The sequence below is a fragment of the Streptomyces sp. NPDC001381 genome (assembly GCF_042895685.1).
Lineage (GTDB): Bacteria > Actinomycetota > Actinomycetes > Streptomycetales > Streptomycetaceae > Streptomyces.
Window position 1 is genome coordinate 99,635 of sequence record NZ_JBIAWO010000001.1, and the last position, 25,216, is coordinate 124,850.

The 25,216-nt window shown below is 70.8% G+C and carries 22 protein-coding genes; 2 read left to right on the plus strand and 20 right to left on the minus strand.

Features of this window, described 5'->3' with window-relative positions; translation table 11 throughout:
- Window positions 1-19: 19 nt before the first annotated feature.
- On the minus strand, window positions 20-1,471 hold the full coding sequence (locus ACFY2L_RS00495; RefSeq protein WP_390656075.1) for an NCS2 family permease: 1,452 nt from the start codon (window positions 1,469-1,471) through the stop codon (window positions 20-22).
- Between the two features lie 297 nt (window positions 1,472-1,768).
- Here ACFY2L_RS00495 and ACFY2L_RS00500 point away from each other — a divergent pair, with 297 nt between their 5' ends.
- Both ACFY2L_RS00500 and ACFY2L_RS00505 read left to right on the plus strand, forming a co-directional pair.
- On the plus strand, window positions 1,769-2,332 hold the full coding sequence (locus ACFY2L_RS00500; RefSeq protein WP_390656074.1) for a SigE family RNA polymerase sigma factor: 564 nt from the start codon (window positions 1,769-1,771) through the stop codon (window positions 2,330-2,332).
- Entirely contained in the window at window positions 2,329-3,213 is an 885-nt protein-coding gene (locus ACFY2L_RS00505) for a hypothetical protein (RefSeq protein WP_390821147.1), read from the plus strand. The genes ACFY2L_RS00500 and ACFY2L_RS00505 overlap by 4 nt, the downstream gene beginning before the upstream one ends.
- Window positions 3,214-3,642: 429 nt before the next feature.
- Here the strand turns inward: ACFY2L_RS00505 and ACFY2L_RS00510 are convergent, their stop codons facing one another.
- The 19 genes from ACFY2L_RS00510 to ACFY2L_RS00600 all read right to left on the minus strand — a co-directional run bounded on the left by ACFY2L_RS00510 (window position 3,643) and on the right by ACFY2L_RS00600 (window position 25,136).
- Window positions 3,643-4,803, minus strand: a complete 1,161-nt coding sequence (locus ACFY2L_RS00510; RefSeq protein WP_390821149.1) for a right-handed parallel beta-helix repeat-containing protein — start codon at window positions 4,801-4,803, stop codon at window positions 3,643-3,645.
- Between the two features lie 187 nt (window positions 4,804-4,990).
- On the minus strand, window positions 4,991-5,788 hold the full coding sequence (locus ACFY2L_RS00515) for an HAD family acid phosphatase (protein ID WP_390656071.1): 798 nt from the start codon (window positions 5,786-5,788) through the stop codon (window positions 4,991-4,993).
- Window positions 5,789-5,896: 108 nt separating this feature from the next.
- On the minus strand, window positions 5,897-7,009 hold the full coding sequence (locus tag ACFY2L_RS00520) for a chondroitinase-B domain-containing protein (protein WP_390821150.1): 1,113 nt from the start codon (window positions 7,007-7,009) through the stop codon (window positions 5,897-5,899).
- Window positions 7,010-7,046: 37 nt separating this feature from the next.
- Window positions 7,047-8,207 carry a dienelactone hydrolase family protein gene (locus tag ACFY2L_RS00525; RefSeq protein ID WP_390821151.1) on the minus strand — a complete coding sequence of 387 codons (1,161 nt, stop codon included), beginning with the start codon at window positions 8,205-8,207 and terminating at the stop codon, window positions 7,047-7,049.
- Entirely contained in the window at window positions 8,191-9,222 is a 1,032-nt protein-coding gene (locus ACFY2L_RS00530; RefSeq protein WP_390821681.1) for a pectinesterase family protein, read from the minus strand. The genes ACFY2L_RS00525 and ACFY2L_RS00530 overlap by 17 nt, the downstream gene beginning before the upstream one ends.
- Before the next feature lie 4 nt (window positions 9,223-9,226).
- Complete coding sequence (locus ACFY2L_RS00535; RefSeq protein WP_390656068.1) at window positions 9,227-10,345, minus strand: pectinesterase family protein; 1,119 nt, start codon at window positions 10,343-10,345, stop codon at window positions 9,227-9,229.
- A gap of 125 nt (window positions 10,346-10,470) precedes the next feature.
- Window positions 10,471-11,784 carry a polysaccharide lyase family 1 protein gene (locus ACFY2L_RS00540; RefSeq protein WP_390656067.1) on the minus strand — a complete coding sequence of 438 codons (1,314 nt, stop codon included), beginning with the start codon at window positions 11,782-11,784 and terminating at the stop codon, window positions 10,471-10,473.
- Between the two features lie 18 nt (window positions 11,785-11,802).
- Entirely contained in the window at window positions 11,803-12,597 is a 795-nt protein-coding gene (locus ACFY2L_RS00545; RefSeq protein WP_390656066.1) for a rhamnogalacturonan acetylesterase, read from the minus strand.
- A gap of 96 nt (window positions 12,598-12,693) precedes the next feature.
- The gene (locus ACFY2L_RS00550; RefSeq protein WP_390656065.1) at window positions 12,694-14,031 is read right to left on the minus strand and encodes an ABC transporter substrate-binding protein; all 1,338 of its coding nucleotides are present in this window, start codon (window positions 14,029-14,031) and stop codon (window positions 12,694-12,696) included.
- 51 nt (window positions 14,032-14,082) lie between these two features.
- Window positions 14,083-16,074: a pectinesterase family protein gene (locus tag ACFY2L_RS00555; RefSeq protein WP_390656064.1), complete on the minus strand. Its 1,992-nt coding sequence runs from the start codon at window positions 16,072-16,074 to the stop codon at window positions 14,083-14,085.
- Between the two features lie 32 nt (window positions 16,075-16,106).
- Complete coding sequence (locus tag ACFY2L_RS00560; protein ID WP_390656063.1) at window positions 16,107-17,669, minus strand: family 43 glycosylhydrolase; 1,563 nt, start codon at window positions 17,667-17,669, stop codon at window positions 16,107-16,109.
- Entirely contained in the window at window positions 17,666-18,517 is an 852-nt protein-coding gene (locus tag ACFY2L_RS00565; RefSeq protein ID WP_390656062.1) for a PmoA family protein, read from the minus strand. Before ACFY2L_RS00565 ends, ACFY2L_RS00560 begins: the two co-directional genes overlap by 4 nt.
- Window positions 18,517-19,695, minus strand: a complete 1,179-nt coding sequence (locus tag ACFY2L_RS00570; protein WP_390656061.1) for a Gfo/Idh/MocA family protein — start codon at window positions 19,693-19,695, stop codon at window positions 18,517-18,519. Before ACFY2L_RS00570 ends, ACFY2L_RS00565 begins: the two co-directional genes overlap by 1 nt.
- Window positions 19,692-19,889 carry a hypothetical protein gene (locus ACFY2L_RS00575; protein WP_390656060.1) on the minus strand — a complete coding sequence of 66 codons (198 nt, stop codon included), beginning with the start codon at window positions 19,887-19,889 and terminating at the stop codon, window positions 19,692-19,694. Before ACFY2L_RS00575 ends, ACFY2L_RS00570 begins: the two co-directional genes overlap by 4 nt.
- Window positions 19,886-20,785, minus strand: coding sequence for a carbohydrate ABC transporter permease (locus ACFY2L_RS00580; protein WP_390656059.1), 900 nt, complete (start codon window positions 20,783-20,785; stop codon window positions 19,886-19,888). The genes ACFY2L_RS00575 and ACFY2L_RS00580 overlap by 4 nt, the downstream gene beginning before the upstream one ends.
- On the minus strand, window positions 20,782-21,717 hold the full coding sequence (locus ACFY2L_RS00585; RefSeq protein WP_390656058.1) for a carbohydrate ABC transporter permease: 936 nt from the start codon (window positions 21,715-21,717) through the stop codon (window positions 20,782-20,784). Before ACFY2L_RS00585 ends, ACFY2L_RS00580 begins: the two co-directional genes overlap by 4 nt.
- A gap of 79 nt (window positions 21,718-21,796) precedes the next feature.
- Complete coding sequence (araD, locus tag ACFY2L_RS00590) at window positions 21,797-23,563, minus strand: L-arabinonate dehydratase (RefSeq protein WP_390656057.1); 1,767 nt, start codon at window positions 23,561-23,563, stop codon at window positions 21,797-21,799.
- A complete protein-coding gene (locus tag ACFY2L_RS00595) occupies window positions 23,560-24,471 on the minus strand; it encodes a dihydrodipicolinate synthase family protein (protein ID WP_390656056.1) in 912 nt (303 codons plus the stop codon). Before ACFY2L_RS00595 ends, araD begins: the two co-directional genes overlap by 4 nt.
- Entirely contained in the window at window positions 24,468-25,136 is a 669-nt protein-coding gene (locus ACFY2L_RS00600; protein WP_390656055.1) for a GntR family transcriptional regulator, read from the minus strand. The genes ACFY2L_RS00595 and ACFY2L_RS00600 overlap by 4 nt, the downstream gene beginning before the upstream one ends.
- Window positions 25,137-25,216 lie beyond the last annotated feature (80 nt).

Below are 25,216 nucleotides of genomic sequence, written 5' to 3' on the forward strand. Positions count from 1 at the left end.
ACCGGCCGCGCAGCGAACCTCACTTCACCCCGAGCACCTGCTCGATCGGGTCGATCGCGAAGTACACCACGAACAGCGCCGAAGCCCCCCACAGCAGCCAGTGGACCTCCTTCGCCCTGCCCAGAACCGTCTTGATCAGGACGTAGGCCAGGAACCCCGCGCCGATGCCGTTGGTGATCGAGTAGGTGAACGGCATCACGGCGATGGTGAGGAACGCCGGGATGGCGATCTCGTACTTGTCCCAGTCGATGCTCTTGACCTGGGTCATCATCAGGAAGCCGACGGCGATCAGGGCGGGGGCCGCCGCCTGGAGCGGGACGATGGTCAGAAGCGGGGTCAGGAACAGGGCGAGGCCGAACAGACCGCCGGTGACCAGGTTGGAGAAGCCGGTGCGCGAGCCCTCGCCGACGCCGGCCGCGGACTCGATGTAGGAGGTCGCGGAGGACGAGGAGGCCGCGCCGCCGGCGACCGCGGCCGCGCCGTCGATCAGCAGCACGCGGCCCAGGTGGGGCACCTGGCCCTGCTCGTCCAGCAGTCCGGCCTCCGCGCTGATGCCGACGACCGTGCCCATGGTGTCGAAGAAGTCGGACAGGAGGAGGGTGAAGACCAGCAGGACCACGGTGATGACGCCGGTCTCGCCGAACGCGCCGAACAGGCTGAAGTGACCGATCAGGCCGAAGTCGGGGGTGTCGACGAGCCGGTCGGGCCAGGACGGCGTGGTCAGGCCCCAGGACTTGATGTCGGCGAGGGAGTTGACGACGATCGCGAGCACGGTCATGGTCACGATGCTGATCAGGATCGCGCCCTTGACCTTGCGCGCGAGCAGCGCGACGGTCAGCAGCACACCGAGGCAGAAGACGAGGACCGGCCAGCCGGAGAGGGTGCCGGTGCCGCCGAGCTGGACCGGCACCGTGGTGTTCGCGGCGTCGGGGATCCGGCTGACGAAGCCGGCGTCGACGAAGCCGATGAAGGCGATGAACAGACCGATGCCGACGCTGATCGCCTGCTTCAGCGGCTGCGGGATGGCGTGCATGACGGCCTCGCGAAGACCCGTCACCACCAGCACGCAGATGAGCAGGCCCTCCAGGACGATGAGCCCCATCGCGTCGTCCCAGCTCATCAGCGGGGCGATCTGGAAGGCGACCACCGCGTTCAGGCCGAGGCCGGCGGCGAGGGCGAGCGGCAGGTTGCCGCCGACGCCCATGACGATCGTCATCACGGCGGCCACCAGGGCGGTGGCGGTGGTGAGTTGGACGCTGTCCAGGGTGTGGCCGAACTTGTCCTTCGCACTGCCGAGGATGATGGGATTCAGGACAAGGATGTAGGCCATCGTGAAGAACGTGGCGAAGCCGCCGCGTATCTCCCGGCCGAAGGTGGAGCCCCGTTCGGAGATCCTGAAGAACCGGTCGATGCCGTTCACCGCCGGTGGCGGTGCGCTCGAGGTGGCGGCCACCTTCTTCGTCTCGGACATGGCGTGCTGCTCCTTGCTGCCTGGGGGAACGGTCTGCGGATGCTGGCTGGATTGTTCCCTCGTCGAACCCTCCTCAGGTTTTCGCCGTGTTACGGAATCGGGCTGCGTCCCAGCTCGGGGTGCCCCATGATGTTCGAACCCCAGTACCAGAGCATGCGGATGATCACTGCTACGCTTCCGGATCTCGTCCCGACTCCTTCTCGGGACATCCCCATGTCATTCACATGACAGGCACAGCCATGCACCGCCGGCGCCTTCGTACAGATGCCGAATAGACGCACCGAGAAGAGGTCACCCGTGGGCACAGTCGTCGACGACGCCGCCTCCGTGGAATTCCATGCCTTCTTCGATCGCCACTACGCCGAACTGGCCCGTCTCGCCCACCTCCTGACCGGTGAGGCGGACGCCGCCGACGACCTGGCGGCGGACGCGCTCCTCGCGCTGTGGAACCGCTGGGACCGGGTGCGCGCGGCCGATCATCCGGTGGCGTACGCCCGTGGCGTCGTCGCCAACCTGGCCCGCACCCGGATCCGCAGCGCCGTCCGCGAGCGCCGCAGAATCGCCCTGTTCTGGTCGCAGCGCGAGGAGAAGACGGAGAACCCCGATGTGGCGGGCGTTGTGGACGTCCAGTCCGCGCTGCGTAGACTCCCCTTCCGCAAACGGGCCTGCGTGGTGCTCCGGCACGCCTTCGACCTCTCGGAGAAGGACACCGCGCTCGCCCTCGGGGTCTCGGTCGGTACGGTGAAGAGCCAGACCTCGAAGGGAATGGCCGAGCTGCAGAAGCTGCTCGGCGCCAAGGGAGCTCCTCTCAAGGTGCATGCGATGGCCCGCACCGGCGAGGCCTCGGGAAGGGACCGATGACCATGCAGCGGGACGTGCACGACGGACTGCGCGCCCGGCTGCACGAGGCGGCCGAGGCGTACGAGCCGAACCGGGAGCGCATCCTCGCCCGGGTCGAGCGCGGCATGGCGGGCGAGGTGACGGGCCAGGACCGGCGCGCGCACCGCGCGACCCGCCCGCCGGTCTGGGGCTGGACACGGATCGTGGGCGCCACGGCAGCGGTCGCGGGCATGCTCGCGGTCGGTGGCTACGCGGTGGCGTCCGCGGTGAAGGACGACACGTCGTCGCCGCAGACGGTCGCCGTCTCCTCGCCGCCGGTGGAGTCCCCGGACGCGACGAGCCGGCCGCCGGCCTCCCCGAAGGCCACCCCGAGCTCCGGGTCCGGCGGTGACACCGGGAAGTCGGCGCAGCCGAGCGGCTCCCCGACGCCCTCCGCACCGGCGACGTCCGCCGCGCCGGCCGTCGCCCTGCTGCCGGGCACGGACGACGATGACGACGGGCCGCTCTGGTCGGACGGCTCGGTGGATCCGCACAGCAACGACTTCTGGGCGCAGAGCAACGTCACGCTGAAGGCGAAGCAGGAAGTCACCGCGCTCACCGTGCAGCTGAGGATCGCTCAGACCGGCGGGGTCTCCTCGGCCGGGGCCTGGCGCTCGCTGCCCGAGGACGACTTCACGCTCACGGTCACCGAGCAGGACGGATTCCTGGTCTACACCTGGGTGCTCAAGGAGGGCCGTACGGTCCCCGCGGGCGAGTGGGTGTTCGCCGGGCAGTACGACCACGACCGCGGCGGCCGGGACGCCGCCGGCGACAGCTACGTCATCACGGGCGAGTCGGACGCCGAGGCCCGCTCCCTGGGCGGCGACTTCGCCTCCCACGACGCGGCCGACGGCGACTCGTAGAAGACCTCGGAAAAAACTTCCGGCACAGCGGCAACCCCTTCCTCACCGGTGGCGACCACACAGCGCAAGAGTCACCACCCCCTGAGGAATCGGTACATGGCTGCTCCAGCACAACCGCCGCGTCCGGCACCGCCGCAAGGTCACCAAGCGGCGGGCGCTCATCGCGGGCTCCACCGCCCCGGGCCCCTCTTCGAACTGGCCGACGGGGCGGTCCTGAAGAACGTGATCATCGGAACACCGGCCACGGACTGCGTGGACCTTCGAAGAACCACGGAGCAGGCCCCATGAGCACGCACAGGAGACGACACCTCACACGCCGACGCGTGCTCGGGGCCTCCGCGATCGGCGTCGTCGACCTGCCGGCCTGAGCCCCTCTCCGGCCGGCAGCGGAAAGCCCCCGCCCTTGGTCAGGCGGGGGCTTTTCGCCGCTCAGTTCATGGTGGCACCGATCGTCGTCGACCCGGTGGTCAGAAACGTGGTCGCCGGCAGCGAACCGTCCGACGCCCGCGCCCCGTACGCGGTCGTGGCGTCCTTGGAGACGAACGACGGCGTGGACACCCGGCTGTCCCAGTTGTTGGCGGCCGACACGGTCGCAGAACCCAGCTTGGACAGCCCGCCCTTGTCGCTCACCGCGAGGTTGCGGGCGAGCCGCGCCTTGCCGGTGGCGAAGTAGAAGCCGGCCTCGGTGTTGGCGTACGCGGTGTTGCGGTTGAGGACGATCGCACCGGTGTTGGAGTTCTCGGTGAAGCCGTTCAGCGTGTTGTCCCAGGCCGCGTTGTCGTTGACGACGTGCGCGACGGCGACGCCCCCGCCGCCCAGCTTGAAGCCGTTGCCGTTGCCGTTGCCCTCGAACGCGGAGTCGTTCCAGCGGTTCTTGCCGTTGCCGAAGGCCCAGGAGTGCGCGATGGTGACCGGCGTGGAGAACTGCCACAGGTCGAGGCCGTCGTCGGAGTTGTCGTAGAGACGGGCGCCGGTGATCTTGTTGCCCTTCCCGGAGCCGAACTTGATGGCGATGCCGTCCGCGTTCTGGCCGTGCCCGGACGCGTCGTAGTTGCCGTGACTGTCCAGGTTCTGCACGAGGTTGTCGACGGTGTTGTCGCCGCGCAGGGTGAACCCGGAGTCCCCGTTGCCGGCCGTGACCAGGTTCTTGAAGACGCCGCCGGTGGACGAGGTGACGACGAACCCCTGGGCCGGGGAGTTCTGGAAGGTGAGGTTCTGGACGGTCCAGTAGCTGCCGTAGATCCCGGCCAGCCAGGAGCCGGCGGCCAGCTTGGAGCCGTCGATCCTCACCTTCTCGCCGGCGTGGGCCTGGAGTGTGATGCGCGAAGAACCGGTGCCGCTGGCCGTGGACTTGAGGGTGGTCCTCGGATAGTACGTGCCGCCGCGCACCTGGATGACGGTGCCGGCCACCGCGTTCTTCACGGCCGACTCCAACTGCGCGGTGGTGGAGACGGTGACCGTCGACGACGCGGCCCGGGCGCCGCCGCCCGACAGGCCGAGGTGGACCCCGCCCGCCCCCGCGGCGAGCGCCACCGCGGCGGCGATCGAGAGGGTCCGCGTCCTGCGGTGGCGTCCGGTGCTCAAACGCACGGGCGTTCCTTTCACGTGTGGGCGAGGAGAGGAAACGGGCCGGAGGGGCCGCCCCGGCCCGTTTCCGCACACCAGTCGCCACCGTGACCGGAAAGGGTTGCCGCACCCCGCGAAAGAGATCGAAACCTTTCGCCGGGTGCGGCACGCTCGCCGCCGGCCACCCCCGGGCGGCCGGCGCGACGGATCGTCAGCTGACGTAGTACGTCGGGTTGGGGAGCTTGTAGGTGCGGTCGGCGTAGCCGCCCTCGAGGTCCGAGTACTGGTCGCCGAAGTTGGCGATGATCTCGTACCCGAGGTCCTTCTCGATGTGCTTGCGGGTGCCCGACTTGTACTGGACGGTGGTGCAGGTCCAGCTGCCCGGGGTGGCGCAGGCGCTCAGGTAGGCCGGCGGGTTGGCCGCGTCCTTGAGGAAGACGTGGTCGGTGTCGAGGTTCACGTCGGCGCCGACCTTCTTCAGGTTGTCGACGGCCGAGACGCGCTGCGACTCCTTCAGGCCCGAGTTGTAGAAGACCTCGACGCCCTTGGACTCGGCGTACCGCACCAGCTCGGGGCTGCCGAAGACGGCCGGACGGTCCGCCTTGGCCACGTACTCGGCCCATGTGGTCGAGTTGTAGGTGTAGTTGGTCTTCTTCTCGTAGTCGAGGCTGAGCAGCAGCGTGTCGTCGATGTCGAAGACGACCGCGGGCTTCTCGCCCTTGTGGCGGGCCTTGCGGGCCGCCTGGTCGATGTACTTCTTCGCGGCCTTGTCGAGGGTCGCGAGGTCCTTGGCGTACGGGCTGGTCGGCGACGCCTGGTAGACGCCGCCGGCGTCCAGCGTGGTGCCGTAGTAGGTGTCGATGTCCTTCACCAGGAGCCCGATGTTGTAGGGCTCGTGGGTGGAGTTGGCCGTGGACTGGCCGGCCGTGGCCGCGCCCGCGCCGTAGAGCGCGGCACCGGCGACGGCACAGGCGGCGGTGAGGGCCGCGATGCGCAGTGGCTTATGCATGACAGGTTTCTACGCGCGTCACGCGGTCGAGCGCGAGACCCGTTGCCCGATCGATACCCCGTGTCGGGCAAAAAACGGGTCAAGCGCCCGGGACGGCCGGACCGTGCGTCAGTCCATCGTCGCTCCGATCGTCGTCGAACCCGTCGTCAGGAACGTGGTCGCGGGCAGGGTTCCGCTGGAGCTGCGGGCGTTGTAGGTGGTGGAGGCGTCCGTCGACCTGAAGGCCGGCGTGGAGACGCCGCTGTCCCAGTTGTTGCCGGCGGACACCACGGAGGAGCCCTTGCTGACCAGGCCGCTGCCGTTGCTCACCGCCAGGTTCTTGCCGAGGCGGGCGGAGCCGGTGGCGAAGTAGTAGCCCCACTTGCTGTTGGCGTAGGCGGTGGTGCGGTTGATGACGATCGCGCCGGTGTTGGAGTTCTCGGTGAACCCGTTTCCGGCGTTGCCCCAGGCGGCGGAGTTGTTGACGACGTGGGCGACGACCTCGCCGTCGCCGCCGAGCTTGTAGCCGTTGCCGTCGCCCGCGAAGGCGGAGTCGGACCAGCGGTTGACGCCGTTGCCGAAGGACCAGGTGTGCTCGACGGTGACGGGCGAGGAGAAGGACCAGAAGTCGATCCCGTCGTCCGAGTTGTTGTAGAGGCGGGCGCCGGTGATGAGGTTGCCGCTGCCCGAGCCGTACTTGACCGCGACGCCGTCCGCGTTCTCGCCGTGGTTGGCGGCGTCGTAGTGGCCGTAGGAGTCGATGTTCCTGACGGTGTTGTTGACCGTTCCGTCTCCGGTGAGGGTGAAGCCGGAGTCGCCGCCGTTGATGGTCTTGATGTTGTTCCAGACGGTGCCGGTGCAGGACTGGCAGACGACCGCGCTGTCCGGGGAGTTCTGGAAGGTGATGTTGGAGACGTTCCAGTAGTCGGCGGTCAGCTTGAAGATCCAGTCGCCGTCGGGCAGCGACGAGCCGTCGATCTTCACCGTCTCCGAGCCGTACGCGGTGAGCGTGATCGGCGAGGACGACGTGCCGTTGGCCGTGGACTGGAGGGTGGCCGTCGGGTAGTAGGTGCCGCCGCGGACCTGGATGACCGTGCCGGCGGTGGCGTTCTTGAGGGCGTTGGAGAGGTCGCTGGAGTTGCTGACGACCACGGTCGCGGCCTGGGCCTGGGTGGGCAGGACGGCGAGTCCGGCGCCCAGGGACAGGGCGGCGAGGGCGGTGAGAGCGGTACGACGAGACATGGAGTGCGGTCCTTTCTCGTGCGGGTGGGGGGATGGTTCACAGGACGGTGTCGAGCCAGCGGAAGACCTCGTCCTGCATGCGGTCGACGAAGACGTGGCCGAGGTCGGGCCAGGTCCTCAGGTGCAACCGCTCCTCGGCGTGACGGGAGCGCCAGACGGCGCGCAGCTTCTCGTGGGCGGCACGGACGCCGTCGGCGGGGAAGAGCGGGTCGAGCCCGCCGGCGAAGAACAGCATCGGCCGGGGTGCGGCGATGCTCGCCACGTCGGGGAAGTCGAGGTACCGGGGAAGCCCCGGGTGGAGCATGCAGTACGAGGACTGCCCGCGCAGGGTGTTGTTGCCGGGCACCATCATGTCCTTCAGGCCGGTCATCCAGCAGACGGCGGCCGCGGCGGCGAGGTCGTCGCTGAGCGCGGCCGCCTGCCAGGCGCGGAAGGCGCCCATCGAGAACCCGACGGCCGCGACCCGGTGCGCGTCCACGTGGTCGAGGCCGGCCAGGAATCCGGCGGCCCTGGCGTCCTCGCGGGCCATGAGTCCGGCGAGCGAGGAGCCGAGGTGGTAGAGGTTCGAGGCGAGGGCCTGCTGCTGGTCGTAGGCGAGCGGGCCGCGGTCGCCCCAGCCGAGGGCGTCCGCGCACAGCACGACGTACCCCCGCCGGGCCAGTTCGTCGCCGACGAACCGCCCGCTGAAGTACCGGTCCGCCCACGCCTGCGCGGAGGCGAGCCGGACGTCGTCGTCCCAGGGCCGGACCAGCTTCTCCTTGCCGATGTCGAACTTCGCCCCGTGGTCGTGCAGAAGCAGCACCGCCGGGAAGGGGCCGGGTCCGTCGGGGGTGAGGAGGGCGGCGCGGACGCGTTCGTACCGGGTGAGGGAGAGGGTGACCGACCGGGCGCTGTAGCCGTCCCGCCGGACGGGCGGGCCGTACTCGGGGGCGTACGGGGTGCCGTCCTCGCGCTCCACGATCAGCAGGTCCTCGACCTTGGTGCGGGCGGCCCTGCGCCAGGCGCGGAAGTCGCGGACCGGGGAGTTCCCCCAGGCGAGGGGGAAGGTCAGGGCGGCCTTGAGGACGGGGTGGAAGTCGGGCAGCGGGCCGTCCACGACGGCCGCCTCCGCGTCGGCGGCGGCCGTGCCGGCCAGCAGCGCGGCCCCCGTCCCGGCCATGAACGCCCGCCGCCCCACCGGGTCACGGACGCCGCTCATCCGGCCTCCAGTCCCCGAGGTACGTCCGCCGGGTGTGGGTGGCCGCCTCCTCGGCCGTGAGCTGCGGGCGGTTCTCCGGCACCGAGATCAGCGCGCCGGGGCCGGAGTTGGCGTACTCGCGGAAGCGCATGGTCTGCCAGGGGTAGGCGTCCCGCATGTTGGTGTAGGGGGCGACGGCGTCGACGCCGGGGCCGATCCAGGTGTCCCGGACGACCAGGGAGGGCCAGGCGGTCGTCTCGTACGTCGGCACCCAGGGCCGGGCGATCTTGTACGCCGCGTCCTCGGCGCCGGAGGTGATCCGGCCGCGCAGGGCGAGGAAGCCGTAGGGGTTGGCCCGGGCGGTGGCGGGTGCGAAGACCATGCCCTTGGGGGTGAAGGTGACGTCCCGCTGGATGGTGTGGAAGTGACAGGCGTCGAACACCGCCCGGGCCCGGCCGAAGACGAAGTCGACGTCTCCCTCGACGTAGCAGTGGCGGTAGTACTGCCGGTCGAAGGCGTCGAGCGCGGTGGTGTCCGCGAAGAGGGTGTCCTGGTGGGCGAGGAGGCGGACGTTCTCGAAGTGGCTGCGGTCGCCGGTGACATAGGCGGCGACGGCCTGGGTGCCGGTGATGTCGGGGTGGTCGGCGCGCAGCCAGTCGTTGGCGAGGGTGAGGTCGCGGACGGTGAGCCCGGGGGCGGCGGAGGTGAAGGTGGCGGAGCCCGCGGTGCCGTAGGTGCCCGAGCCGTCGGGCCGCTGGGTGCCGTTGGCGTTGTCGTGGACGATCACGGCGGCGCGCGGGTCCCGGCTTGCGCCCCGCAGGGTCAACTCCCCCTTGCTCGCCGGGATGTTCACGACCTCCCGGTAGGTTCCCGGGTGCACGACGATCGTCCAGCCGGGGCCGTCGGCCGTGTCCACGGCCGCCTGGACGGAGTCGCCGGGGCGTACGTGCAGGACACGGCGGCTGTGCGCGTGGGCCGGAGTCGTCCCGGGCAGGGCGGCGCCGGTGAGACCGGCGAGGAGGGTGCGTCTGCGCAGCATGTCAGCACTCCTCCTTCCAGGGCTCCCAGTCGCCCAGGTAGGTCTCCCGGGTCGCCGACCGCGCCTGTTCGCGGGTGAGCTGGGGGCGGTTCTCGGGGACGGTGATCTCGGCGCCCGGCCCGGTGTTGCGGTACTCGGCGAACCGCTGGTCCTGCCAGGGGAAGGAGGCCGACATGTCGGTGTAGGGCGCGACCGCGTCGATGCCGGCGTCCAGGCGGGTGTCGCGCACGGTGAGGCTCGGGCGGGCGGTGGTGTCGGAGCTGGGCACCCAGGGGCGGGCCAGCTTGTAGAAGGCGTCCGGGGCCTCGCTGCTGATCCGGCTGCGCGTGACCAGGTAGCCGCGCGGGTTGGCGCCGGCCGTGGAGGGGGCGAAGACGAAGCCGTAGGGCGCGGCGGCCAGGTCGGTGCGATTCAGGGTGCGGAAGTGGCAGTTCTCGTAGACGGCCGTGGCCCGGCCGAAGACGAAGTCGACGTCTCCCTCGACGTAGCAGTGGGCGTAGTACTGCCGGGCGAAGACGGCGAGGGAGATCGAGTCGGCGTACAGGGTGTCCTGGTGGCCGAGGAAGCGGCAGTGGTGGAAGGCGGAGCGGTCGCCCTGGATCTTGATGGCGACGGCCTGGGTGCCGGTGATGTCGGGGTGGTCGGCGCGCAGCCAGTCGTTGGCGAAGGTGATCCAGCGGGCGGTGAAGCCGTCGGCCTGCACGGTGGTGGTGGCCGATCCGGTGGTGCCGTAGGTGCCGCCGCCGGGCTTGGGGGTGCCGGCCGCGTTGTCGTGGACGATGACGACGTCCCGCGGGTCCTCGGAGGCGCCGATCCAGGTGGCCTCGGTGCGGGTGGCGTCGACGGCGACCGTCTCGCGGTACACGCCCGGTGCGAGGACGAGCGTCCAGCCGCTGCCGGTGGTGGCGGCGACGGCGTCGCGGACGGAGGTGAAGTCGCCCCGGCCGAGCGGGTCGACGTACAGGGTCTGGGGGGTGAGGCGGGCGGCCGGGGTGCCGTGCCGGCCGAACGGGCCGCGTGGGCCGGGGACGGCGGCCCGGGCGGACGGGGAGGCGAGGCTCAGGGCGGCGGTCGTGCCGGCGGTCGCGGCGAGGAACCGCCTTCGGGAAAGGGGGCGCATGCGGGTGCTCCTTGGCGGTGCGGCTCTGCGGGAGGGCCGGGCGACGAGGGGTGCCGCCCGGCCGTCGTGCGGGGGACCGGGGTGACGGCGGGAGCCGCCGCCCCGGCCTGCTGCGTACGGACGGATCAGCCCAGGCGTCCCGCGCCCGCGCCGCAGTCGACGATCCGGGGGACGGACCTGGCGGGGTCGACCTTGGTGCGCAGGGTGGGGGTCCAGCCCGCGCCGGACTCCAGGACCTCGCCGGGGATCTCGGCGTTGTGGACGGCGATCAGGTCGGTCTCGGCGCCGTTGACGTAGTTGTCGTCGGCGGTCAGCGGGGAGACGTTCCAGCGCTTGAGCACCTTGGCCGCGCTGACCCCGTCCGGCAGGGTGAACGCGTTGTGCTCGGCGACGAGCCGGGACTCCTTGCCGATGCCGAAGCTGTAGGAGTAGTCGCTGTTCGCGACGAAGTGGTTGTTGTAGGAGTCGACCTGGCCGAAGCGGACGCGGGGCGCGCGTTCGACGAGGTTCGAGAACAGGTTGTGGTGGAAGGTCACCTTGAGGTGCCCGCGGTCCCCCGCCGCCGTCGACTCGCTGTCGCTGTTGCCGATGAGGATCGTCTTGTCGTGCTCGGTGAAGACGTTCCAGGAGGCGGTCACGTAGTCGGAGCCGCGGACGATGTCGAGTTCGCCGTCGTGCTGCTGGTAGAGCATCCCGAAGTAGGTGGGGGCGGCGCTGTCGGGGTGGGACCCGTCGGTGAAGGTGTTGTGGTCCAGCCAGACATGGGTGGAGCCGTAGACGACGGCGGTGTCGTACTCGGAGTTCCAGTTGCCGTTGGAGCCGTCGGTCGGGTCCCACTGCGGGAAGCAGTCGATGGGCGACTCGAAGGCCAGGTTGCGGACGATGACGTTGTCGACGGCCTTGATCTGCAGGCTGACGCCCTTGAACCCGGCGTTCCTGCCGATGCCGACGATGGTGGTGTTGGCGGGGACGCTCGCCTTGATGGCGGTGTCCTGGTTGGCCTGGGAGAGGCGCCGCAGTCCCTCCGGGCTGTCGTCGGGCTCGGCACTCAGGTCGGTGTCCAGCCCCCACGCCTCGGGCGAGTACTTCGCGAGGTAGGCGTCGAAGTCGTAGCCGGGTGCGGCGAAGGCGTCGCATCCCTCGGCGACGGCGTCGATGACGCCCTTCACCTTGATGATCTTCGGGGCGGAGCCGCCGGCGGCGAGGGCGGCCTTGAACCCGGCCCAGGTGGTGACGGTGTACACGTGGTCGGCGTCGGCGGCCGACCCGCCCGTGGTCCCGGTCCCGGAGGAGGCCCAGCCGTCGTTCGCGGCCAGGACCTGCCGTCCGAGGTCGCGGGAGGCGGCGTGGGCGGAGGCGGTGCCGGTGACGGACAGCACCAGCGCGGTGCACCCCACCAGGGCCGCTATGACACGTCCATGACATTTCTGTGTACGCACTGTGCGGGTCTCCTCTTGTTACGTCAGCGGCTCGGGCCAGGTGATCCAGGACGGGGGGATCTCGTCGTGCAGCCGGACCACGTCACGCGGGCCGAGCACCCGCGTGCGCAGCAGCTCCCGCGCGACGAGCCGCGCCACGGCGATCGCGCCCGGCGGATTGAAGTGCGTGTTGTCCTGCTCGGTGTCGGTCCAGTTGAAGTAGGTCTTCGTCGCCTCGGCCCCCAGCTCCTGCCAGAGCGCCAGCGACAGCGCCTGGAGGTCGAGCAGCGCCACCCGCTCCTCCTCGGCGAGGGCGCGCATGGCGGCGGGGTACTCCCCGTGCGTGGGCACGGCGTTCCCCTCCGCGTCGAACCTGCGCCGCTCCACCGGCGTGGCGAGCACCGGCCGCGCTCCCTTCGCCCGGGCGCCGGCGATGTACTGCCGCAGGTGGTCCTGGTACGTCGTCCAGGGCTCGGTGTAGCGCGTGGGGTCGGTGGTCTTCTCGTCGTTGTGCGCGAACTGGACCAGGAGGACGTCCCCCGGCCGGATCGCCGCGAGGACGGCGTCGAGCCGCCCCTCGTCGATGAAGCTCTTGGAACTGCGCCCGTTCACCGCGTGGTTGGCGACGGGCAGGCCGGCGCGCAGAAAGAACGGGAGCGCCATGCCCCACCCCGTCTCGGGGGCGGCGTCGGAGTACTTCTGGGCGGCGGTGGAGTCACCGGCGATGTAGATCGTCCGCTTGCGTCCCCCGGCACGGGCGGTACCGGCCGCCGCGACACCGAGGGGAAGGGCGGCGAGTGCCGCCGAGGTGACCTGCCTACGGGTAAGGGACACGAACACACACCTCTCGAGAGTTCTCTGGGGCGCGGGGAACTGCGCGACCGGCCACGACGGACCCGCAGCTCCCCACGGCGGCAATCACCCGAACGGCTATCCGTGGTTCTTCTTCCAGTCCGCCTGCGCGGCGTTCAGCTGCTCGGCGAGCGTGTCCAGGAAGTCCTTCGCGCTCATCTTCCCGAGCAGCACCTTCTGGAAGTTCGGCTCGTTGTCGGCCTTCGAGATGGTGTTCCAGTCGGGCAGGTAGTAGGGAAGCTGCACGATCTTGGTGCCCTCCCCGGACAGCGCCTCGGCGGCGAGCTTCGTCGGCTCGGACGACTGCACCCAGCTGTCCTGCGCCGCCTCCAGGTTCGCCGGCACCTGCCCGGCCGTCTCGTTCCACTTGCTGTTCGCCTCGTGCGAGGCGGCGAACTCGATGAACTTCCAGGCGGCGGCCTTGTTCTTGCTGGACTTGAACAGCCCGAGCCCGTCGACGGGGTTGGAGACCTGCACCCGGGTGCCGTCGTCCAGGGTCGGCGCGGGGATGCCCTTGAACTTTCCGGCGAGGGCCTTCTGGTGGTCGGCGTAGGAGCCGAGGTTGTGGCTCAGCATGCCGATGGTGCCGCTGTCCCACTGGGCGACCATCTTGGTGAAGTCGTTGTTGACGTCGGCGGCCGGGGTGTCCTTCTTGTACAGGCCGACGTACTTCTCCAGCGCGGCCACGTTCTTGGGGTCGTTGACCGTGGTCTTGTCGCCGCTCCAGAACTCGGTGATGCCGCTCTGCCCGTAGGTGGCGTCGAGCGCCTGGGCGATGGAGCCGGCACCACCGCGGATGGTGTAGCCGAACGCGTTCTTCGACGTGTCGGTGAGCTTGTCCGCGGCCGCGTAGAACTTCGTCCAGGTCGTCGGCGCGTCCAGCCCCGCCTGCTCGAAGAGGTCGGTGCGGTACCACAGGGTGCCGTTGTTGGCCGAGGTCGGCACCGAGTACGTCCTGCCGTCGATGCCGGCCGCCTTGACGCTGTCCAGGAACTTCACGTTGAGCTGGCCGTTCAGGTCGCTCTTCTCGATGCGGCTGTCCAGCGGTTCGAGGGCGCCCTGTGCGGCCACCTCGGCGAGCATCGCGGTGCCCACGCCGCCGACGTCGGGCAGACCGCCGCCCTGGATGGCGGTGTCGTACTTGGACTGGACGCTGTCGGCCGGGACACCGACGTACTTGACCTTGATGTCCGGGTTCGCCTTCTCGAAGTCGGCGATGATCTCCTTCCAGATGTCGGTGCGGACACCGCCGTTGTTGTCCCAGAAGGTGATCTCGCCCTTGCCCGAGCCCTCGTCGCCCTTGTCCCCCGCGCTGCCGCTGCCGTCGTCACCGCAGGCGGTGGCGGTCAGCGCGAGCACGGAGCCCAGGGCGACGGCCAGGGCGGCGCGCCTGCTTCTGCGGATGCTGCTCTTCATGTGGTCGGCTCTCTTCTTCCGGATCCAGCGGAGTGATGAAGTTGTGGGGGGTCAGTGGGTGGCGCGGACGTACGGCGCCCAGCCGTCCGCGCCCTCGAGGTAGTGCGCGACGGTGTACGTCGACGCGTCCTCGTCGCTCAGTTGCGGCCGGTCGGCCGAGGGGACGGCCCCGGGGCCGTGGTTGCGGTACTCGGCGAACCGCGCGTCCCGCCACGAGAAGCCGCTCATGTCGGTCCACGGCGACGACTTGACCGCCGCCGGCAGCTCGGTGTCCCGGATCAGCACCTGCGCGACCGCCTCCGGCTCACCGCCCGGATGCCAGGGCCGGCCCAGGTGGAAGCTCTGGTCGGGGGCGTCGCTCACGACCTTCGAGCGGGTGATCAGGAAGCCGTACGGATTGCCCGTCCAGGTCGAAGCGGCCGTCAGGTAGCCGTTGTTGGTGGCGGAGCCCCGGCTCAGCAGCCGGATCACGGACCGCTCGATCACGGTCGTGGCCCGCCCGTAGACGAAGTCGACGTCGCCCTCGATGTAGGAGTCGCGGATGTAGACCCGGCTGACCGTGGTCAGCTTGGGGCTGTCGGTCATCAACGTGTCCTGGTTGCCCAGGAACGCGGTGTCCTCGAAGACGATCCGGTCACCGGTGGTCTTCATGGCGAGGGCCTGCTCGCCGTTCAGCTCGACCGCGGCCTCGTCGAAGTCGTTGCTGAAGGTGAGGTGGCGGGCGGTGACGTCGTTCGCGGCGATCCGGACGGTCGCGCTTCCCGTCGAACCCCCGTACGCGGCAGGGGTGTCGTGGACGATGACGGTGTCGGAGCGGTCGTGTCCGGTCCCCCGCAGCACGATGTTCGGCTTGGTCGCGGGGATGAGGACCTTCTCGCGGTACGTGCCCGGCGCCACGGCGATGGTCACGGCGTCGGTGTTGCCGTCGGGCACGGCGTCCACGGCGGCCTGGACGGTCGGGTAGGCGGCCGGCACGTCGAGCACGACGCCGAGTCGCCGCTGCGGTCCCGAGAACCGCTCGACCAGCGCGGGCACGGCGGCCGCCGGATCCAGCCGGTAGTCGTAGAACTCGCGCGGGTCGAAGGCGGCGCCCCACTCGTCGGTCCGCCCGCTCGTGTTCTTCAGGACCGATCCGCGCTGCGCCAACTCGGCCGTCGCGTCGGCCTGGTACGGGTGCTGCACGCCGTCGTAGTAGCTGTTCTCGATGACCATCCTCGTGCGGCCCCGGGACCAGTTCCCGTACGTCCACACCGGGTCGCCGTCGGTCACCTGGGCGGACAGGTAGTTGTTGTACAGATGCGCGTAGGCGCAGTTGTCGGCGGACGGGTTGCGCTGCTTGGTGCCGGTGAACCAGTTGTGGTCGATGGTGATCTGGGTGAGGACGTTCGTCGTCCAGCCGATTCCGAACGCCTTGTTGTGGTTGCTGAACCGGTTGTAGGAGACGGTGACGTACTGGCTGTCCTTGCGGATGTCGAGCAGCCCGTCGCCCATGTGCGTGAAGCGGTTGTGGTCGATCCAGACGTGGTCGACGGTGTCCATCTGGATCGCGTCGAAGTCGGTGGTCTTGCCGTCCCAGTCGCCCTCGACGTACGAGTCCCGGATGGTCAGATTGCGGATGATCACGTTGTGCGTGCCGGGGTTCAGATGCAGCTCCCCGTGCACGATCTCGCCGGTGTCGCCGACACCGATGATGGTCTTGTCCGAGGCCACGACGATGTCCGAGCCGAAGGGCTCGACGGCGACCGAGCCCTTGACCCGGATGACGTACGGCTCCTCGGCGGCCGCGTACTCGGCGAGCGCGGCCCGGTCGGTGACGGTGACGACCTTGCCCCCGGCGCCTCCGGTGGTGCCGCCGGCGAGGGAGGCGAAACCGTGGGCGTGGTCGCTCCAGCGGTCGGCGGCGGAAGCGGGCGCGGGCGCCGGGGGCACCGGTGCGGCGGCCCTCGCCTCGACCGTGCCGAGGCCGAGGGCGGCGAGGAGACCGGCGACCGCGGCCATCACCAGGCCGGTCCTCGGCAAGCGCTTGCTATGGAAGTGCGTCATTGCGGCTCCCAAGAGGCGTACAGGGGGAAGAGTCAGAGCGGTCTGATCCGGAACTCCGTGAACGAGGCCGCTCCGGCGTGCCCCGCTCCCGAGGGGGCAAGCGCGAAGAGACCGAGCAGGGCGCCGACCCAGCGCCAGGGGGTGGCGGCGAAGACGGGACCGGAGAAGCGCGGGCCCTCGCCGAGGTCGTACGCGAAGCGGCACCGTGCACCCGCGCCGATCTCGATCCTCAGGCGCGCCCGGCCCTCCGGCGCGAGGCGTGGAGGGGCGGCGTCCCGTTCCCGGTCCGCCACGGGTTCGGCGAAGCGGTGTACGAGGTGGACCGTCCCGTCGGTGCCGCGCTGGAGGCCGATCCAGCCGAACGCGTCGCCGAGGACCGCGAGTCCGGCGCGGGCGCCCGGTTCCTCGCCGTGCAGGGCCAGCTCCACCTCGACGGCCGACGGGGTTCCGGGCAGCCGCTGGGTGAGGACGTTCGGCAGTCTGCGCAGGTCGTGCGCGTCCGCCGTGCGGACGCAGGACAGGCGCAGACCGTCGCCGGAGTGCTGGGTGGCCCAGCCGGCACGGGGGTTGGCCGTCCACTGCCACTGGCGGCCGAAGCGTCCGCCGGGGAAGTCGTCGTCGGTGGCGGGCGCGGCCGGCGGCTGAGGGGGCAGGTCGGGACGCCGGTGTTCGAGGACGGGGGCGCCCTCGTCGCCGAACACCGGCCAGCCTTCCCCGCTCCCGGTCCCGCCCGGGCGCGAGGTGCTCCCGTCGCCCCAGCGCATCGGCTGGAGGTGGACCACCCGGCCGTGGGCGCCGCGCTGCTGGAAGTGCAGGAACCAGTCCTCGCCGGACGGGGTGCGCACCCAGCCGCCCTGGTGGGGACCGTTGACGTCGGTGTCCTTCTGTTCCAGGACGATCCGCTCCTCGTACGGCCCGAAGAAGTCCCGGGCGCGGAAGGCGCCCTGCCAGCCGGTCTCCACTCCCCCGGCGGGCGCGAGGATCCAGAACCAGCCGTCGTGCTGGTAGAGCTTCGGTCCTTCGAGGGTGAACCAGCCGGGGATGCGGTCCCCGTCGACGATCAGCTTGCCCTCGTCGAGGAGTGAGGTGCCGTCGGGGTGCATACGGTGACCGGTGAGCCGGTTCTTGATCCCCGCGCGGGACTTCGCCCAGGCGTGGACGAGATACGCCTCGCCGGTCTCCTCGTCCCACAGCGGGCAGGGGTCGATGAGTCCCCTGCCCTCCTTCACCAGGTGCGGGCGGGTCCAAGGGCCTCTGATCTCGGGGGCGTTGACCTGGAAGATCCCCTGGTCGGGGTCGCCCCAGAAGATCCAGAAGCGGTCGTCGTGATGGCGCAGGGACGGGGCCCAGACCCCGCAGTCGTGGCGCGGCGTCCTGAACTCGGCCGCCGGTTCCAGGCGTTCGAGCGCGTGCCCGACGAGCGTCCAGTTCACCAGGTCGCGCGAGTGCAGCAGGGGCAGGCCGGGGGCGCGGCCGAAGCTGGAGGCGGTGAGATAGAAGTCGTCGCCGACGCGGACGACGTCGGGGTCCGACCAGTCGGCGTTCAGGATCGGGTTCGTGTACGTCTCACACGTCTCGGGGGTCCCGTACGTCACTGGCTCACCGCCTTGCGGACCAGCGCCGCCGCCTCGTCCCGGCTCAGGCGGCCGTCGGCGACGACCGTGACGACGCGGCGGACGGCCGTCTCTCCGGGCGGGACCGGCAGCCGGGCCGCCGAGGCGAGGGAGGAGCCGACGCCCGGGTACTCGGTGGTGCGGACGAACCAGGGGTCGCGGCGGGTGGTTTCGGTGGCGCCCGCGAAGACCAGGGTCCAGCCGGTGCCGGCCAGGGCCAGCCAGTCGGCGGGGCGGCCGTGCACCTCGTCCTCGCCCTCGCCGGCGGCGGTGAAGACCTCGGGAGCGGTCTCCTCCTTGCGGGCGCGCCAGAAGAAGCCGCCGTAGGCCGCGCCCGGGCGTCCGTTCGTCGCCGGGCTGCCGATGGACAGCGGGTCGGGGGTGACGTTGGTGAGGGAGAAGGTGAAGTCCAGCGCCCAGGCGGTGTCGGTGAGTTCGGTGGCCGCGACGGTACGGCGCTCGCGCAGCAGCTCGGTGCCCGAGGCGACCCAGCGCAGTTCCTCCACGAAGCCGTCGGGATCGCGCAGCTGGAAGGAGCTGTGCCGCTGGGTGCCGTGGTTGTCGAGCTCGGTCGGGCCCCGGTCGCGGACGTAGGTGCGGCCGCCCCAGAAGTTGTGCCCCTCGACGTCGGGAACGGCGACACCGACGCCGAGGTGGTGGGTGTGGTCGGCGGGGGTCAGTTCGGTGACCGCCGTGCCGGCCAGGGTGGTGACGGGGTGGAGGTAGGGGCGCGGGGAGAGCCGGGCGGGCAGCTCGGGCCGGATGACGTAGCGGCCGACCGGGCGGCCCGCGACGCGCAGCACGACCGGTGCGTCGGGTGGCTGTGCCATCAGGTGCTCACCTCTTTCGGATGCGCGGTCGTGAACGCCCAGCGGGCGCCCAGTTCGGAGTAGAGGGCGAGGGTGTCGGCGGCGGCCGCGACCAGTCCGTCGATGCCGGGCACGACCCGGCGGTCCTCGTCCTTCAGCAGGTGCCAGGTGTCCTGGTCGAGTTGCACGGGGTCGGGGGCGGTGCGGATGGCCTCGACGACCCGCATGAAGGCCTCGGTGGCGGCCGGCGGGACGAGCAGCCGGGTCCCGTCGGTGAGGTGCTCGACGAGGTTCTCCAGCAGGTCGGTGCGGCCGTACTCGAACTCCTCGGGGCCGTGGCCGGCGCGCTGCAGCAGGACGCGGTCCTGCTTGTACCAGTAGGTGATCCGGCCCCGGTCGCCGTGGACGACGACGTACGGATCGTCGGGGTCCTCGGCGCACAGGGTCGCGGCGACGACGACCGGGAGGCCGTCGGCGGTGGTGATCCGGACGCAGGAGGTGTCGTCGGACTCGATGGCGTTGGCGTGCGCCAGCTCGGTCTCGATGCCGGTGACGTCCTCGGCGCGGGTGGCCCCGGCGAGGGCGAGGGCGGTGGCGACGGCGTGCGCGAGCGGGTTGGTGAGGGCGCCGTCGATGACGTCGACGCCGTTCAGCCGTCGTCTGCCCGCCCAGGGCGCCCGCCGGAAGTACGCTTCGGCGCGGGCCCAGGCCCCGGCGCCGCCGACCCCGGCGATCTCGCCGATCGCGCCGTCGGCGATCAGCTCACGGATCGCGGGCACGGCGTGCGAGCCCAGCGACTGGAAGCCGATCTGGCAGACCACTCCGGCCTCGGCGACCCCGTCGGCCATCCGGCGGAACTCGGCGTAGGACGGGGCGGGCGGCTTCTCCAGGAGCAGGTGCACACCTCGCGCGGCGGCGATGAGGGCCAGGTCGGTGTGGGTGGGGATCGGGGTGCAGATCACCGCGACACGGGCGCCGGTGGAGTCGAGGAGCGCGCCGAAGTCGGCGGACTGCTCGGGGGTGCCGAGGCCCTCGGGGAGCTCTCCCGGGGTGAGCGGCGTCAGCTCGCAGATGCCCGCGAGCCGGACGATCCCCTTGTCCTGGAGCCGGCGGATGTTGTCCAGGTGCCAGTGGCCGTGGCCGCGCGCGCCCGCGAGGACGACCGGGACGGGTGCGCTCATCGGCTCGGTGGTGTTCATGGGGTCCTCCCTGCGCCCGCGCCGTGGGCCACCGCTCGGTCGGCCGTCCCGGCGCTGTCGATCTTTCCGTGCAGGGTAGGCGTCCGGCCGACGCCGGCGGCCGGGGTCTCGCGGCCGGTGTCGCGGGAGTCGGCGTGGGCGGGGACGCCGGGCACCCGCAGCGGGGCGGCGGCCGGGGCCTGACGGATCCTCATCCCTTCACCGCCCCCGCGCTGAACCCGGTGATCAGCCACTTCTGGATGAAGGCGAACACGATCACCACGGGGACGGCGGCGATGATGCCGCCCGCGGCCAGCGCCCCGAGGTCGACGCTGTCGGCGCTCATCAGGGTGTTCAGGCCGACCGGGATGGTCTGCTTGGTCTGGTCGGAGAGGAACATCAGGGCGAACAGGAAGTGGTTCCAGGCGTGCACGAAGGCGAAGGAGCCGACGGCGATCAGTCCGGGACGCAGCAGGGGCAGGACGACGATCCGGAAGGCGGTGAACCGGTTGCAGCCGTCGACCCAGGCGGCCTCCTCCAGGGAGTAGGGCACGTTCCGGATGAAGCCGCTGATCAGGATCATCGACAGGGGCAGCTGGAAGACCGTCTCGGCGATGATGACGCTGCCGAGGGAGTTGATCATCTGCAGCTCGGCGAAGATCTGGAAGAGCGGGACCAGGAGCAGCGCGCCCGGGACGAACTGGGTGCACAGCAGGGCCAGCATGAAGCCGCGTTTGATCGTGAAGTCGAAGCGGGCCAGGGCGTAGCCGCCGGCCAGGGCGACGAGGGTGGTGAGCAGCAGGGTCGCGACGCCGGTGAGGACGCTGTTCTGGAAGTAGATCCCGAAGTCCCGCTCGTTCCAGACCTTCTCGAAGTGCTCGAAGGTCATCGGCCAGGGGACGAGCGAGGTCGAGCCGGCGGGGCGGAGCGCGAACAGCAGGATCCAGTAGAAGGGGACGAGGGTGAAGACCAGGTAGATCGACAGGGGGACGTAGATCTGCCAGCGGGGGACCTCGTCCCAGGCGCGGTGCTTGCCGCGCGGGCGCCGGTCGGCGGCGGGGGTCACGGGCACGGGGGCGGGCGCGACCTCGGGGGCTTCCTTGGTGATCACTTGCCTTCACCTCCGAACTTGCTCAGCCGCAGATAGACCATCGAGCAGAAGAGCAGGATCACGAACGCGACCGTGGTGAGGGCGGACGCGTAGCCGAAGTTGTGGGCGTCGACGCTGGTGTTGGCGATGTAGAGCGGGAGGGTGGTGGTCTCCCCCGCCGGGCCGCCGCCGGTGAGCGTGTAGAGCAGGTCGACGTTGTTGAACTCCCACACCGCGCGCAGCAGCGTGGACAGGACGATGGCGTCCTTGAGATGGGGCAGGGTGATGTGCCAGAACTGCTGGAGCCGGCTCGCCCCGTCGACCTCGGCGGCCTCGTACAGGTCCGCGGAGACGGACTGGAGGTCGGCGAGGATGAGGATCGCGAAGAACGGGACACCGCGCCACAGGTCGGCGACGATCGCCGCCGGGAAGACGGTGGAGGTGTCGGACAGCCAGCTGGTGCCGTAGGAGCCGATGCCCAGGTCGGCGAGGTATCGGGTGATGCCCGTCTGGGAGTTGTAGAGCAGCACCCAGATCGCGGAGGTGAGCACGCCCGAGACGGCCCACGGGGAGAAGACCAGGGCGCGGCCCAGCGCACGGCCCACGAAGGTCTGGTTGACGATCAGCGCCAGTGCCAGGCCGAACAGCAGTTGCAGTCCGACCTCGACGAAGACCCACTTGGCGCTGAAGGTCAGCGTGTCCCAGAACTGCGGGTCGTCGGTGAAGGCGTGGACGAAGTTGTCGAAGCCCGCGTAGCCGTTCCGCCACGGCTTGGTGGGGTTGTAGTTCTGCAGGCTGTAGTAGAAGACGCTGATCACCGGGTAGGCGATGAAGCCCAGCATCAACAGGGCCGCCGGCGCGATCAGCAGGTACGGAAGCCTGCGGGGCGTGGCGGAGGCACGGCGCCGCCGGGGTGGCGCGGGCGGTTTCGCCACGGCTGCGGCTTGGGCCATGACTGTTCTCCGTTCTCGGTTACGTCGTGCAGGAAGCGCTTTCTCCATGCGCAGGGGTGTGCGCTGTCGTGCTGCCGGTTCAGCCCGCGTAGGGGTCCGCGACCTTGCCCGGGCGGGCCAGGAACTCGAAGTCGCAGCCGGTGTCGGCCTGGGTGATCTGCTCGTTGTAGAGCGCGCCGTAGCCACGCTCGTAGCGGGTGGGCGGCGGGGTCCAGGCCGCCCGGCGCCGCTCCAGTTCCTCGTCGTCCACGTGGAGATGGAGGGTGCGGGCGTCGACGTCCAGGGTGATCGTGTCGCCCGTGCGGACCAGGGCGAGCGGGCCGCCGACGTAGGACTCCGGTGCCACGTGCAGGACGCAGGCGCCGTAGCTCGTGCCGCTCATGCGGGCGTCGGAGATCCGGACCATGTCCCGCACGCCCTGCCTGAGCAGGTGGTCGGGGATCGGCAGCATGCCGTACTCGGGCATGCCGGGGCCGCCCTTGGGGCCGGAGTTCCGCAGCACCAGCACGCTGTCGGCGGTGATGCCCAGGTCGGGGTCGTTGATGGTGCGCTGCATGGTCCTGTAGTCGTCGAAGACGACCGCGGGACCGGTGTGCTTGAGCAGGTGCGGCTCGGCCGCGATGTGCTTGATGACGGCGCCGTCCGGGCAGAGGTTGCCGCGCAGCACGGCGACCCCGCCCTCCGCGGCGACCGGGTTGTCGCGGGTCCGGATGACGTCGTCGTCGTGCACCCGGGCGCCGGCGATCTGCTCGCGCATCGTGTCGTGCGAGACGGTCGGCCGGTCCAGGTGGAGCAGGTCCGGGATCCGGGAGAGGAATCCGGGCAGACCGCCGGCGAAGTGGAAGTCCTCCATGAGGTACGTCCGGCCGCCGGGGCGGACGTTGGCGAGGACCGGGACCGTGCGGGCGATGCGGTCGAAGTCGTCGAGGGTGAGGACGACGCCGGCGCGGCCGGCCATGGCGATGAGGTGGATGACGGCGTTGGTGGAGCCGCCGAGGCCGAGGACGGTGGTCACGGCGTCCTCGAAGGCGTCACGGGTGAGGATGTCGGAGAGCTTCCGGTCCCGGTGGACGAGCTCGACGATGCTCATGCCCGCCCTGGCCGCCATCCGGTCGTGCCCGGAGTCCACGGCCGGGATGCTGGACGCGCCCGGGACCGTCACGCCCAGCGCCTCGGCGGCGGCGGTCAGCGTGGACGCGGTGCCCATCGTCATGCAGTGGCCCGGCGAACGCGCGAGACCGTTCTCCAGCTCGGCCATCTCGCAGTCGCCGATGAGGCCGGCGCGCTTGTCGTCCCAGTACTTCCACATGTCGGTGCCGGAGCCGAGGACCTCGTTGCGCCAGTGGCCCGGCAGCATGGGCCCGGCGGGCACGAAGACGGCGGGCAGGTCGACGCTGGCCGCGCCCATGAGCAGGGCGGGGGTCGTCTTGTCGCAGCCGCCCATCAGGACGGCCCCGTCGACCGGGTACGAGCGCAGCAGCTCCTCGGTCTCCATCGCGAGCATGTTGCGGTAGAGCATGGGCGTGGGCTTCTGGAAGGTCTCGCTGAGGGTGGAGACCGGGAACTCCAGCGGGAAGCCGCCCGCCTGCCACACGCCCCGCTTGACCGCCTGGGCGCGGTCACGGAGGTGCACATGACAGGGGTTGATGTCCGACCAGGTGTTGAGGATCGCGACGACCGGCTTGCCGAGGTGCTCCTCGGGGAGGTAGCCGAGCTGGCGGGTGCGGGCGCGATGACTGAAGGAGCGCAGGCCCTCGGTGCCGTACCACTGGTGGCTCCGGAGCTCCTCCGGGCGCTTCACGGGACGCTCGGCGCGGTCGTCGGCATGATCGTCGAAGCGCTTCATATGGACCACCCCGCGGCGATCGCGGCGACCTCGGCGCGCTCGCCCTCCGGCAGCGGGCGGCTCGGCGGACGGACGTCACGGCGGCACAGGCCCAGGGAGGCCAGAGCTTCCTTGACGACCACGACATTGTTGGCGGAGCCGTTCGCGGCGCGCAGCTCCTCGAAGCGGCGGATCTGTTCCCAGACCTTCATCGCCGCCGGATAGTCCCCAGATCGAAGCGCTTCGATCATGTTCAGCGAAACGGCAGGGGCGACGTTCACGAGCCCCGAGGTGAAGCCGGTGGCGCCCGCCGAGAAGTAGGAGGGGGCGTAGGGCTCGGCGAGGCCCGCGACCCAGACGAAGCGCTCCAGGCCCGCGTCCCGGGCGAAGGCGGCGAAGCGGGCCGCGTCCGGGACGGCGTACTTCACGCCGACCACGTTCGGACAGGCGTCGGCGAGTTCGGCGAGGCGCTCGCCGTGCAGCTGCGCGTTGCGGATGTACGGGACGACGCCCAGTTCGGGCACGGCCTCGGCGACGGCCCGGTGGTAGTCGACCCAGCCGCGCTGCGAGACGTACGGGTGGACCGGCTGGTGGACCATCACCATCTGGGCGCCCAGCTCACGGGCGTGCCGGGCGGAGGCGACGGCGGTGGGGACGTCGTGGCCGACCCCGACGAGGACGGTGGAACGCTCCCCCGCCTCGTCGATCGTCAGTTCCGTGACGAGCCGCCGCTCCTCGGGGGTGAGGGCGTAGAACTCGCCGGTGTTGCCGTTCGGGGTGAGGGTGGTGATCCCGCCGTCGAGCAGACGGCGCAGCAGGGCCCGGTGGGCGGCCTGGTCCACGGAGCCGTCCTCGGCGAACGGGGTCACCGGGATCGCCACCACGTCGGCCAGGGCCGCCCGCTGGGTCTCGAACGCCACGCTGCTCATTCCTGACCTTCCTCTGCCTGGATGTCCTCGGCGGTCTCGGGGAACGCCCGGTGCACGAAGGACGCGATGTGGGCGTGGAGCGCGCGCGCCGCGCCGTCCGCGTCACCGGTCAGGGCGAGCCGCAGGATCTCGCGGTGCTCGCCGGCCTCCCGCTCCCAGGAGGGCGAGGCGGCCCAGGCGACGGCGGAGACCAGGGCGGCCTGGTCGCGGACCTCGTCGAGCATCCGGCCGAGCAGCGGGTTGCCGCACGGCAGGTACAGCGCGCGGTGGAACTCCCGGTTGGCCAGGGACCGTTCGGCGGTGTCGGTCGCCTCGTCGGCCCTGGTCAGCGCGGAACGCGCCGCGTCCAGCGAGGCTCCGCGGCGCACGGCCCGTCGCAGCGCCTCCGGTTCGAGCAGCAGCCGTACGTCGTAGACCTCGCGCGCCATGTCCGCGTCCACCATGCGCACCGTGACGCCCTTGTACTGGCTCATCACGACCAGTCCGGTGCCGGCCAGGGTCTTGAGCGCCTCGCGCACCGGGGTCTTCGACACCCCGAACTGCGCGGCGAGCTCGGTCTCGACCAGGGCCTGACCCGGCGTCAACCGCCCGGTGAGGATGCGGCGTTTGATCTCCTCCAGCACGTACTGCGTGCGGGACGGGATCGGCGTGGGCACAGAGGTCATGCGCGCCTCTCGGATCTCACGGATCTCGGATCGGATCTCACATATCGCGTCTCATATATGACGTACGAAGTACGACGCGT